Annotated in this window: 15 protein-coding genes and 1 pseudogene; 8 read left to right on the top strand and 8 right to left on the bottom strand. The window is 67.3% G+C overall.

What is annotated here, in order from left to right:
- The first annotated feature begins 188 nt into the window (after positions 1 to 188).
- Complete coding sequence (locus QH276_RS21895; protein WP_280396614.1) at positions 189 to 389, top strand: hypothetical protein; 201 nt, start codon at positions 189 to 191, stop codon at positions 387 to 389.
- On the top strand, positions 386 to 793 hold the full coding sequence (locus QH276_RS21890; RefSeq protein WP_280396615.1) for a type II toxin-antitoxin system VapC family toxin: 408 nt from the start codon (positions 386 to 388) through the stop codon (positions 791 to 793). The genes QH276_RS21895 and QH276_RS21890 overlap by 4 nt, the downstream gene beginning before the upstream one ends.
- Positions 794 to 982: 189 nt before the next feature.
- Here QH276_RS21890 and QH276_RS21885 read toward each other — a convergent pair whose 3' ends face one another.
- Complete coding sequence (locus QH276_RS21885) at positions 983 to 1795, bottom strand: formate/nitrite transporter family protein (protein WP_280396616.1); 813 nt, start codon at positions 1793 to 1795, stop codon at positions 983 to 985.
- Between the two features lie 44 nt (positions 1796 to 1839).
- On the opposite strand from QH276_RS21885, the gene cynS reads away from it, so the two are divergent.
- From cynS to QH276_RS21870, 3 genes are all read left to right on the top strand, one after another.
- Complete coding sequence (cynS, locus tag QH276_RS21880; RefSeq protein WP_280396617.1) at positions 1840 to 2289, top strand: cyanase; 450 nt, start codon at positions 1840 to 1842, stop codon at positions 2287 to 2289.
- A gap of 70 nt (positions 2290 to 2359) precedes the next feature.
- Complete coding sequence (locus QH276_RS21875) at positions 2360 to 2692, top strand: ArsR/SmtB family transcription factor (RefSeq protein WP_280396618.1); 333 nt, start codon at positions 2360 to 2362, stop codon at positions 2690 to 2692.
- Complete coding sequence (locus QH276_RS21870; protein WP_280396619.1) at positions 2689 to 3162, top strand: SRPBCC family protein; 474 nt, start codon at positions 2689 to 2691, stop codon at positions 3160 to 3162. Before QH276_RS21875 ends, QH276_RS21870 begins: the two co-directional genes overlap by 4 nt.
- 215 nt (positions 3163 to 3377) lie before the next feature.
- Here the strand turns inward: QH276_RS21870 and QH276_RS21865 are convergent, their stop codons facing one another.
- Complete coding sequence (locus QH276_RS21865; RefSeq protein ID WP_280396620.1) at positions 3378 to 4382, bottom strand: aldo/keto reductase; 1005 nt, start codon at positions 4380 to 4382, stop codon at positions 3378 to 3380.
- Between the two features lie 101 nt (positions 4383 to 4483).
- On the opposite strand from QH276_RS21865, the gene QH276_RS21860 reads away from it, so the two are divergent.
- Entirely contained in the window at positions 4484 to 5389 is a 906-nt protein-coding gene (locus tag QH276_RS21860) for a helix-turn-helix transcriptional regulator (RefSeq protein WP_280396621.1), read from the top strand.
- 201 nt (positions 5390 to 5590) lie between these two features.
- Here QH276_RS21860 and QH276_RS21855 read toward each other — a convergent pair whose 3' ends face one another.
- The 4 genes from QH276_RS21855 to QH276_RS21840 all read right to left on the bottom strand — a co-directional run bounded on the left by QH276_RS21855 (position 5591) and on the right by QH276_RS21840 (position 8463).
- On the bottom strand, positions 5591 to 6607 hold the full coding sequence (locus tag QH276_RS21855; protein ID WP_280396622.1) for an aldo/keto reductase: 1017 nt from the start codon (positions 6605 to 6607) through the stop codon (positions 5591 to 5593).
- Positions 6608 to 6620: 13 nt separating this feature from the next.
- A complete protein-coding gene (locus QH276_RS21850) occupies positions 6621 to 7055 on the bottom strand; it encodes a MerR family transcriptional regulator (protein WP_280396623.1) in 435 nt (144 codons plus the stop codon).
- A 126-nt stretch (positions 7056 to 7181) separates the two neighbouring features.
- Positions 7182 to 8162, bottom strand: coding sequence for a pirin family protein (locus QH276_RS21845; protein ID WP_280396624.1), 981 nt, complete (start codon positions 8160 to 8162; stop codon positions 7182 to 7184).
- Complete coding sequence (locus tag QH276_RS21840; protein ID WP_280396625.1) at positions 8155 to 8463, bottom strand: GNAT family N-acetyltransferase; 309 nt, start codon at positions 8461 to 8463, stop codon at positions 8155 to 8157. The genes QH276_RS21845 and QH276_RS21840 overlap by 8 nt, the downstream gene beginning before the upstream one ends.
- Positions 8464 to 8621: 158 nt before the next feature.
- Between QH276_RS21840 and QH276_RS21835 the strand changes: the two genes are divergently transcribed.
- Positions 8622 to 8822, top strand: coding sequence for a hypothetical protein (locus tag QH276_RS21835; protein ID WP_280396626.1), 201 nt, complete (start codon positions 8622 to 8624; stop codon positions 8820 to 8822).
- Positions 8823 to 8934: 112 nt separating this feature from the next.
- Here the strand turns inward: QH276_RS21835 and QH276_RS21830 are convergent, their stop codons facing one another.
- Positions 8935 to 9426 (bottom strand): SixA phosphatase family protein, encoded by a 492-nt coding sequence (locus QH276_RS21830; RefSeq protein ID WP_280396627.1) that lies wholly within the window; start codon positions 9424 to 9426, stop codon positions 8935 to 8937.
- A gap of 177 nt (positions 9427 to 9603) precedes the next feature.
- On the opposite strand from QH276_RS21830, the gene QH276_RS21825 reads away from it, so the two are divergent.
- Positions 9604 to 11277: a 4Fe-4S binding protein gene (locus QH276_RS21825; protein ID WP_280396628.1), complete on the top strand. Its 1674-nt coding sequence runs from the start codon at positions 9604 to 9606 to the stop codon at positions 11275 to 11277.
- Between the two features lie 53 nt (positions 11278 to 11330).
- Here the strand turns inward: QH276_RS21825 and QH276_RS21820 are convergent.
- Positions 11331 to 11573, bottom strand: a pseudogene (locus QH276_RS21820) (hypothetical protein); the annotation flags it as partial.

Here is an 11573-nt window from a genome sequence, read left to right as displayed (position 1 = left end):
ACAATTCCCCCCCCGGGGGCCTCCGCCCCCCCCCCCGGGCCGGGGGCCCCGGGGCCCTACTCGGGGTCCCGCCAAACCGGTTAACCGCTCCCCAGCCGTCCCCCGCCGCCCCCCCCCCGTTGCGGCGGGGGGCCGATTGTGTCCGGGGTTGCTGGTTGAAGGGCCGACGTCGGCGGTATCGTGGGACCATGAGCGTGGCGTATGACCACTATCCGGAGCTGCACCGCCTGGTAGAGCAGCTACGGCCGGAAGCTGCCCCCGCCGCTCGTGCGGCGCTGCTTCGGCTCGTGGGAGGGGACGAAGATTCCAGGCTGGCGGCCTTGCCTTCGTTCGATGGGCCCGAAGATCTCAGCGAGCGGATGGACACCGAACTCTTCGAGGGCCCGTGACGCTCATTGTCGATGCCAATGTGTTGGTAGCGGTGATGAACCGCCGCGACAAGCGGAATCAGGAGATGCGGGCCCTGTTGGCTTCCCGGTCCGACGAGTTCGTTATCACGCCATACGTGGTCGCCGAAGTGACCTATCTACTGCAGAAGTATGCGGGTGCTCATGCAGAGATCCAATTCATGGAAGCGGTGGCCAAGGGAACGTTCCGCGAGGAGTTCGATCCTGCGGACACTCGGCGGATCATCGAGTTGATGCGGCAATTCGCCGGTTTCCCTTTGGGTGCCGCCGACGCATCGCTGATCGCAGTCGCAGAACGCCTGGCAATCAAGGAGATTGCCACCGTTGACAATCATTTCCGCGCGGTCAAGACCTCTGGACTGGATTACTTGACCATCCTGCCGTGAGGGTACGTATGCTCGCCACCGCGTATCGAGGAAAGGCTCGGCTCGGGCAACTACTTTGAGGCGCCGATGATCAAGTGATTCCACGTTGCCCCCTTGTACTCAGTTTTGGGATAAGTGAGTACAAGAGGTCAGCGGGGTAATGGCCGTCTGTGTGTACGGCGTGGGGGCTGCTTCGCGGTGTCGGCAAGTTCAGGACCGAGTCGCGGCTCCGGTTTCGACCGTGGTGTCCTCTGGCTCCGCATTGTATTCCGCAGCTGCCGGCCGAGGCCGGGGGTTGCCGGTGCGGGCGTGGGTGGCGTAGAGAGTCAAGCCCACGAAGGCCAGGCCGCCTACGAGATTGCCGATAACGGTGGGGATTTCGTTCCAGATCAGATAGTCGCCGAGAGAGAAATCGCCGCCCAGCAGGAGGCCGGAGGGGAACAGGAACATATTGACGATCGAATGCTCGAAGCCCATGTAGAAGAAGAGTATGATCGGCATCCACATGGCGATCACCTTGCCCGACACCGAGGTCGACATCATGGCTGCGACCACGCCGGTGGAGACCATCCAATTGCACAGCACGCCGCGAATGAACAGGGTGAGCATGCCGGCGGCGCCGTGGTCGGCATAACCCACCGTGCGTGATTCGCCGATTTCGCCGAGTTTCTGGCCGACTTCGTTGGGGTCCATCGAGAAACCCATGGTCACGATGATCGCCATCATGACGGCGACGGTGAATGCCCCGGCGAAGTTGCCGACGAAAACGAGGCTCCAATTACGCAGGACCGCACGCCAGTTCACGCCGGGGCGTTTATCGAGCCAGGCCAGTGGGACCAGCGTGAAAACGCCGGTCAGCAGGTCGAAACCCAGCAGGTACAGCAGGCAGAAACCAACCGGGAAGAGTACCGCGCCGAGTAGTGGTTCGCCGGTCTGCACCGTGATCGTGACGGCGAACGCTGCGGCGAGCGCCAGAATCGCGCCGGCCATATAGGCGCGGATCACGGTATCGCGGGTGGACATGAAGGCTTTCGATGATTCCCGACGTTACTAAGCCAGGAGTGGGTATGGAACCGATCATGAGCAAGAGCGCCGCCGCCGACCTCGTCGTCACGGCACGTATTCGGCGGGGGCTGTCCTGGGCCGATATCGCCGAGGCGCTCGGTGCTCCGCTGGTCTGGACGACTGCCGCGCTGCTCGGCCAGCATCCGATGACGGCCGAACAGGCTCGTAAGGTCTGCGATCTGCTCGGCCTCGACGACGCTGTCGCGGAGAGCCTGAGCCTGCAGCCCGCGCGCGGTGCCGATCCGGCGCTGATGAGCGATCCGACCATCTACCGGTTCGTCGAGGCCATCTCCGTGTACGGCCCGGCGCTCAAAGAGTTGATCCACGAGGAGTTCGGGGACGGGATCATGAGCGCGATCAACTTCAAGGTCGATTTCGCGCGGCGGCCGGACCCCGACGGTGACCGGGTGGTCATCACCTTCGACGGGAAGTTCCTCGACTACCGCTGGTGACGTCCGGCGGCACGGAAATTTTCGCGGTGCCCTGTTGACAGCGCGCACTCATGCGCCAATACTGAACTAGATGGTTCAGTATGAGTTCTTGGACGCCTCCTTCGGGGCGCTCGCGGACCCCACCCGACGGGGCATCCTCGAGCGGCTCGGCCGTGGCCCCGCCACCGTCAGTGAACTGGCCGATGACTTCTCGATGACCCTCACCGGCATCAAGAAGCACATTCAGCTGCTCGAGGACGCCGGAATGGTGATCACCGAGAAGCGCGGCCGGGTTCGTTACTGCCGGATCGGCGCCGATGTTTTCGAACGGGAGGTGGCCTGGATGCAGGGCTACCGGCGGATGCTGGAAGCACGCATGGACCGTCTCGGCGAATTCCTGCAACGAACGGAGCATGAGCAATGAGCACCACCACCGAAGAAGCCGTCGTCACCCCCGCCGCGGACCGTGAGATTCGCGTGGAGCGGATCTTCAATGCATCCCGCGAACGGGTGTGGGACGCCTACACCCGGCTCGAACAGCTCACCCAGTGGTGGGGACGGGGCAACCGGGTCGATGTCGAGCGCTGGGAGTTCCGCGTGGGCGGGCACTGGCGCTTCGTCGAGCACGCCGACGGGGAGAGCCACGGTTTCGAGGGCCGGATCCGGGAGATCGTGCCCCAGGAACGCATCGTGCAGTCCTTCGAATGGGACGGGATGCCCGCCCACGTCGCCATCGACGCGGCGACCTTCGAGGATCTCGGCGACGGCCGCACCCGGGTGGTCACCGTCAGCCAGTTCCACACTCCGGAAGAGCGGGACGGCATGCTGCAGTCCGGGATGGCCGAAGGGCTCAATGCCAGCTACCGGGCGCTGGACGCCCTCCTGGCGAAGTAGGCGGCGAACAATGCGCCCTCGGCTCGTGCCGGAGCCGAGGGCGCATTGTGAATGGACCGATGCCGCGCCTTCCGGAGGCGCACGTCCACCGGCGCGCCGCCGGTCGGGACCAGGGCTCCGGCACGCCGTCCGCCCGCGACGGAACGGCCGGATACCGAGCAAGCGCCGCAACCGGCCGTTCACTCACAACACGAGGCCGTGAACCAGACCGTGGATCACCGCTCGCTGTCCAAGGTGGCCATCAGTGGCTCCGGGTACCGGCTGCCGTTCACCGCGGTTGCCGGTACGGCATCACCTATGGCCTCTTGTTCGGCCGGAGTGAGCGACACTGCCGCGGCGGCGATCGACTCGGCCCAGCGGCGCGCGCTGCGGGTGCCGATGAGCGGGACGATATCGGCACCGCGGCTCAGCACCCAGGCGATCGCGAGTTGCGCGGTGGTGACACCCTTCTCCGCGGCGAGGCCGGCCAGTGTGTCGACGAGCTTCAGGTTGGCCGCGAGATTCTCGCCCTGGAACCGTGGCGTGCCGGCGCGGAAATCGGATACCGCGGTCGCGCCGCGCAGCGAATCGGTGAGCAACCCGCGGCTGAGCACGCCGTAGGCGGTGATCCCGATCCCGAGTTCGCGGCAAGTGGGCAGGATCTCGGCCTCGATACCGCGGGTGAACAGCGAATACTCGATCTGCAGGTCGGTGATCGGATGTACCGCGGCCGCCCGGCGCAGGGTTTCCGCGCCCACCTCGGAGAGGCCGATATGCCGGACGTACCCCGCCTCGATCATCTCGGCGACGGCGCCCACGGTGTCCTCGATCGGCACCGCGGGGTCCAGGCGCGCCGGGCGGTAGATATCGATGTAGTCCACGCCGAGCCGGCGCAGGCTGTAACTCAGGAAGTTCTTCACCGCTGCGGGGCGAGTGTCCATACCTTGCCAGCTCATATCCGGGCCGAGCATGCCGCCGAACTTCACGCTGAGGGTGATGTCCTCGCGCGCCCGGCCGGCGATCGCCCGGCCGACCAGCATCTCGTTGTGGCCGCTGCCGTAGAAATCGCCGGTGTCGATGAGGCCGGTGCCGGAATCGAGTACGGCATGAACGGTGGCGATCGATTCCGCGTCGTCGGCTGGGCCGTACGTGCCCGACAGCCCCATCGCGCCGAAACCGATCCGTCCGACCGTAGGCCCGGTGCTGCCCAGCCGCGTGCTCTGCATCTGTGTGTTGGTCATGCACTCCACACTGGTGACCCGGCCGCGTCGTTGGCAGAGATGCTTTATCGGGGGAGCGGCGGTCCCTGGCTCACCGCGTCCGGCTGGGCGACAGTGGAGATATGGACCGCAGCGAACTCGCCGATTTCCTTCGTCGCCGCCGCGAACAGCTGTCTCCCGAGGAGGTCGGGCTGCCGGCCGGGGTGCGTCGGCGGACGCCGGGGCTGCGGCGCGACGAGGTGGCGCAGCTCGCCGGGATCTCCACCGATTACTACACGCGATTGGAGCAGGCGCGGGGTCCCCGGCCGTCCACGCAGGTCCTGGCCGCTCTGACCCGGGCACTGAGGTACACCCGCGATGAACGCGACCACGTGTATTTCCTGTGCGGTCACACGCCGCCGGGAGGCAGTGGGCCGGATAAGCACGTCGGGGCCGCGATGATGCACGTGCTGGCGAAGCTGGACGACACCCCGGCGGCTGTGATCACCGACCTCGGCGAAACCCTGGCGCAGAACCGGATGCACATTCTGCTGATCGGTGATCAAACCCGGCTGCCCGGTAGGAACCGTTTCCACGCCTGGCGTTGGTTCACCGAGCCGGCGGTCCGGGAGATGTTCCCGGTCGACGATCTGGACCGGATGTCGCGCCACCAGGTCGCCGATCTGCGCGCCACCGCCGCGCGCCGGGCGAAAGACCCCGACGTGCTCGATCTCGTCGGCGCGTTGCGGGCGGCCAGCACCGAATTCGACCGGCTCTGGAACGAACACGTGGTGCACGTCCGGCTTTCCGATGTGAAGAGCATTGTGCATCCGGAAGTCGGTGTGATCGATTTCGACTGTGAAACCCTGCTCACCACCAGCGCCACCCAGCGCCTGCTGATCTACCGCCCCCGGCCGGGTACCGATGCCGCGGAGAAGCTGGAACTGCTCCGCGTCATCGGCACCCAGCGCCTGGACAGCGCAGAACCGCCGTCTCAGCTGCGCCCGACCGCGCTGTCCGATCAGCGGCGGGCCGCGCTGCCCGAGTAGCGTCCGCCGGGGTGTCCGGAGAGCACCGCTGCAGCGGTATCCGATCAGGCGCACGCTCCCTCAGCACTCGCTGCAGTGACGGATTTCGTCTGGTCGCGTGCCGGATGCGTGACCTGCCGCGGTGCCGGGGCGTGGCTCGGCTCGGTGACCCGAACTACGGTGGCGGCCGGCGCCCCGACGGGCCGCTGGGGGCGAGTTGCCCTATTCGCGGCCGGCCGAGGTGAAGGACATATCCGCGTAGCGCGGACCGGCCACCTGTCCGGCGATCGATTCCAGCCGGGCCGATTCGCCGGCACTGAGCGTGACGGTCGCCGCCGCCACATTCTCGGCGAGCCGGGTGCGGCGGCGGGTACCCGGAATCGGCACCACCGGCAACCCGTGCGCCTGCGCCCGCGAGTGCACCCAGGCCAGCGCGACCTGCGCGGGTGTCAGCCCGCGTTCTTCGGCGATGGCGTGCAGCGGAGCCAGTAGGGCGGCGTTATGCGACGCGTTGTCCCCGCTGAACCGCGGCATATGACGGCGGAAATCGGTGTCGTTCAGTTCGCCGGCCTGGGCGAACGAACCGGTGAGGAAGCCGCGGCCGAGCGGTGAGTAGGGCACGAAGGTGACACCCAGTTCGGCCGCCGCGGGCACCGCCGTACGCTCGACGTCCCGGGAGAACAGCGACCACTCCGATTGCACCGCCGCGATCGGGTGTACGGCGTGCGCCGCGCGGAGTTCGTCGCCGGTGACCTCGGACAGTCCGAGGGCGCGTACCTTGCCCTGCCGGACGAGTTCGGCCATCACTCCGACGGTTTCCTCGATCGGGACCGCCGGATCGCGCCGGTGCATGTAGTACAGGTCGATGGTGTCGATACCCAGCCGGCGCAGGCTGGCGTCCACGGCGCCGCGAATATAGCCGGGTGAATTATCGATTCCGCGATAGTGCGGATCATCGGCTTTCCGGACGATGGCGAATTTGGTTGCGAGCACGATATTCTCGCGATTCGCGCGGACGAAATCGCTGAGAAATTCTTCGTTGTCGCCGGAGCCGTAGATATCGGCGGTATCGAAGAGGGTGACGCCGAGTTCGAGGGCGCGGTCCAGGGTGGCGCGGGATTCGGCGCGGTCGCTGGGGCCGTAGAACTCGCTGATGCCCATACAGCCCAGGCCTTGGACACCGACCTGGATCCCGGTGGCGCCCAGCGGGCCGGTCGGCAGTGTGGCGGAGGTTGTCATTCGCGGTATCCCTTCACGATGCTGCGTTATCGGGTGACCGGGCGGGCGCGGTGTGCTCCTCATAGAGCGCGATCTTGTGATCGAGTACCGCCACGGTCTTGTGCAGTTCGGCGATTCGGTCGAGGACTTCGGCGCGGGTCGCCCGGAACATTTCGAGCCGTTCCGGAATAGTGTCTTCACCGGCCCGGACGAGTTGCGCGTAGCGGATCATGTCGGCCACCGACATACCGGTCGTGCGGAGCCGGGTGATCAGCGTCAGCCATTCCAGGTCGCGGTCGCTGAACCGGCGTTTACCGGTGTGATCGCGGCCGATATGGGACAGCAGGCCGATGCGCTCGTACCAGCGCAGCGTGTCCTGGCTGAGCCCGCAGTGCCGGGCCGCCGCGCTGATCGTATGCCGGGGAACGTCCCGGCCGGGGTCGTCACCGGTCGGCGCGGACAGGCTCACGGGCAATCCTTCGTCTCGAAATATGGTGCGCCCCAGGTGTTTCGTGAGGCTCACCGATCTCCCTCGTCGAACACCGATAACGCTAATCACCTGGAGTGGACTCCAGGCAAGCGGTGATCGGGAAATTCAGCGCCGATAGCGCCGGCCGCGGGGTTTCAACTGCCCGCCGGGTAGCGGCGGGGCCGGAATCCGCTGGTCGGGGGTATGGCCGGCGATATCACCGAAGCGGGCGGTGTTGTGCTGCTCCCAGTCCGTGCGTGCCGCGGCGATCTCCGCGTGCTCCCGGCCGACGAAGTTCCACCACATCACCAGCTCCTCGGCCAGTGGCTCGCCGCCGATCAGCGCGAACCGCGCACCGGAGGCGCTGGACAACTCCAGATCCGCGCGGCCGGTGCCCAGGTACAGCAGCGGGCCGGGTGTCAGCTCGGTTCCGGCGACGCTCACCGCGCCGTCCACCACGAGGACCGCGTATTCGAACTCCGGGTTCGTCCGCAGGGTGGTCGTGGTGGCCGGATCGATCTCGATATCGGCGCCGACCAGCGGGGTGTAGATCATCGCCGGAGAGGTCACGCCGGCCAGCGTTCCCAGCAGCACGGTGGCGCGCACGCCGGGGATACGGTGGACCGGCAGATCGCGATGCTGCTCGAAATGCGGAGCGATATCGCGGTGCGCGCCGGGCAGCGCGATCCACAGCTGCAAACCGCGCCCCGCCGGCGCGTCCGGCACGGTGTACTCCGAATGCGCGATCCCGCGGCCGGAGGTCATCAGGTTGAGCTGGCCGGGTTCGATCAGCACATCCGAACGGACCGAATCACGATGCCTGATCATGCCCTCGAACGGCCAGGTGACGGTCTGCAACCCGATATGCGGGTGCGGGTCGATATCCGGGGGCAGGCCGGTGGTGGTCACCGTGGGAGCGCCGAAATAGTCGAGGAAACACCAGGCCCCCACGGTCGGCAGGTCCCGTTGCGGGAGGGTCCGCTCGACGTAGGTGCCGCGTACCCCGCCCAGCGGCACCTCGCGGGCCGGGAACAGTTCGGTGACCGGTCCCGGGCCGCGCACCGGTTCGCACAGCGTTTCGGCCGGGTGAGGGTCGAGATCACTCACCGTCGACGCCGGTCACGTGCGCGGAATACTCGGGATGCCGCTCCAGATAGCTCCGGATGAACGGGCATTCGGGCCGGATGGTCCGTTCGCGGTCGACGGTGTCCTTGATGGCGAACCCGGCCAGTTTGCTGCCCAGCCCTTTGCCCTCGAACGCCGAATCGACCTCGGTATGGGTGAAGACGGTTTCCGTGCCCCGTTCGATGTACTCGGCGAAACCGGCGAGGTCGCCGCCGTAGAACACCTCGTAGCGGTTCTTGTCCGGGTTGTTGACGACAGTGCTCTGCTCCGTTGCCTCGGTCATCTCCGCACTTCCTCTCGGTCGCAGGTGCCTCGCCCCGGCGGCCCGGCCGGCCACCGTGGCGCCCCAGCGCCAGCGTACTCAGCCGGGCGCACCGGGCGCGCCGACCGGATACCCGCGCTCACCAGCGCATCCGGGGCCGGCCACGTAGCCTGGGAAATATGGCGAAGGAAATCGACCGGATCCGGGCGCGTTCGGCCTGGGCGACGGTCAAGGAGAGCCCGGTGATCACCGCGATCGCGGTGGCGCCGATCGTCGTGGTGTTCGGCTTGGTCTGGTGGCTGATCGGCGGCTGGGCGGCATTCCTGCTGCTGGTGCTGCTCGGTGCCGGAGCAGTGTTCGGCGGCAAACTACTGCGCTGAGCCGCCGCGGAACCGTGGGCTGTGACCGCCGCGGAACCGTTGTGCCGGGCGGCCGGAGAACCGCTGCTGCCGCGGGCTGCGGGACCTGCTGTAACCGGGGCCCCGCGCTGCCTCAGCGCGGGATGTGGAAGGTCACCAGTTCCCCCGTGCCGGGATACACCTCGTCCCAGGTCTGTGCGAAGCGCAGCACCGCGAGGGCCGAGGTCGGGAATTTGCGGCTCATCCGCAGTGCGTCCTCGGTATCGTGCTCGGCCGCGAGATCCCACGCCGTCCACGGCATCCCCGGGGAGTGCCCGATCACCAGCAGTGTCGAGACCGCCGGATCGGTCAGCCGGACCGATTCGATCAGCGAGTCCGCTTCCGCCTCGTAGATACCGGCGTCGTATTCGACCGGCGCGGTGACCGCGGTAGCGGCCAGCGTTTCGCGGGTACGTGTCGCGGTCGAGCAGCGCACGGCGTCGATGGGGGGCTGCGTCGCACGGAGCCAGTCCCCGGCCAGCGCGGCTTCCCGTTGTCCGCGCGGAGCCAGTGGGCGTTCGTGATCGTCGATACCGGGCGGGTACGCCGATTTTCCGTGCCGCATCAAGATCAGAGTCCGGGTCATGGGACCACCGTAAGCACCCTCGGTGCGGAGATGCATAACACACTCGAGGCAAACTGAAAGCGGCGTCACAATGGAGGAGTGGCCCGGCGACCCCGGCCCGCACCCGTTTGTCTCGCCCTGCCCACCGTGACCCGGAAGGCACCAGCCCGCACATAAGTCTCGAGGATCTGCACAAATATGGCCTACGTAATCACGCAGCGTTGTTGTAACGATGCCAGCTGCGTTTCCGAGTGCCCGGTCGACTGCATCCGCCCGACTCCGGATCAGCCGGAATTCGCCACGACCGAAATGCTCTACATCGACCCCGACACCTGCATCGACTGCGGTGCCTGCGTCGACGCGTGCCCGGTGGAGGCCATCTTCTCCGAAGACGATCTCTCCGCGTCGCTGGCCCGCTTCCGGGATATCAATGCCGCCTGGTTCGAGCGGCATCCTCTGGAATCCAATCTGGATCCGATCGCCACCCCGGTGCGCCCGCCCAAGGAGCTGGGCACGTTGCGGGTCGCGATCGTGGGTGCCGGCCCGGCTGCCGCCTACGCGGCCGACGAACTGCTGCGCCGCTGCGATGTCGAGGTGGAGATGTTCGACCGGCTCCCGACCCCGTGGGGACTGGTGCGCGCCGGCGTGGCGCCCGATCACCCCGGGACGAAGACGGTGGCGGGGATGTTCGAATCGGCGTTCCGCCGCGACACCCTGCAGTACTACCTGAACGTCGAGGTCGGCAAGCACATCAGTCACGAGGAACTGCTGGCGCACCATCACGCGGTGCTCTACGCGGTGGGCGCCTCCTCGGATCGGCGGATGGGGGTGCCGGGGGAGGATCTGCCGGGCAGCCATTCCGCCACCGAGTTCGTGGCCTGGTACAACGGTCATCCCGACTACGCCGACCGCAGCTTCGACCTGTCCGGGGAGCGGGCGATCATCGTCGGCAACGGCAATGTCGCGCTCGATGTGGCCCGGGTGCTCACCGTGCATCCCGACGAGCTGGCCAAAACCGATATTGCCGACCATGCCCTCGCCGCGCTGCGCGACAGCAATATCCGCGAAGTCGTGGTCCTGGGCCGGCGCGGACCGCTGCAGGCCGCCTACACCTCGCCGGAATTCCTGGCGCTGGCGCATCTGTCCGGAGTGGACGTGGTGATCGACCCGGCCGAGCTGAAGCTCGACCCGGTGTCGCAGGCCCTGCTCGACGACCCGGAGGTCGAACCGTCGTTGCGGCTGAAGTACACCCTGGCCGAGGAGTTCGCGGCGAAACCGCCGGCCGAGGGCAACAAGCGGATCGTGTTCAAATACCTGGCCTCGCCGACGGCGGTGCTCGGTACGGACAAGGTCGAGGGCTTGGAGTACGCGCACAACGAACTGGTCGATATCGACGGCGTGCTCAACGCGCGCGCCACCGACCGCACCTCGAGCCTGGACGCGTCGCTGGTGCTGCGTTCGATCGGCTACCGCGGACAGCCCGTCCCGGATCTGCCGTTCGACGAGACGCGTGCGGTGGTCCCCAACGAGCACGGCCGGGTCACCGGTCCCGACGGCACCCCGCTGTCCGGCGTGTACGTCAGTGGCTGGATCAAGCGCGGCCCGCGCGGTGTGATCGGGTCGAACCGGATCGATTCCGAGGAAACGGTCGAAGGGCTGATCGCCGATTTCATGGCGGGCAAACTGACCGCGCCCACCGCGGATCGGGAAGCGTTGCGTGCCCTGGTGCTGGAACGGCAGCCGGATCTGGTGGACCGGATCGGCTGGAAGTCGATCGACCAGGCCGAACGCGGCGCCGGTAAGGCCGCGGGCCGCCCGCGGGTCAAATTCACCACCCACCCCGATCTGCTGCGGGCGGCCAAGGGCGAGTGAGGCCGCATATCCCGGTGCGCGGCGGCCGGAACCCCGCGCACCGGGGCGTGTGATTACAGTGGCGCGATCCGGACGACGGTCGTGGTGGTGCCGTCCACCACGAACCACAGCCGCAGCGTGGGGCGGCCGTGCGAGCGGTCGCCCGGTTCGTACCGGCTGCGCACGGTGATGTGCTGGCGGGCCAGCACCGGCGCCACATATTCGATGACGGCACGGTGCGGGCCGCTCACCAGCTTGGGATAGTCCACCAGGAACTGCTCCACGGCCTGCCAGTAGCAGGCGTTGTTCACATGGTT

This window comes from Nocardia carnea, from assembly GCF_029869215.1.
GTDB lineage: Bacteria > Actinomycetota > Actinomycetes > Mycobacteriales > Mycobacteriaceae > Nocardia > Nocardia carnea_B.
Note: the sequence above shows the minus strand (reverse complement) of the source record. Positions and strands in the feature narration are given on the sequence as shown.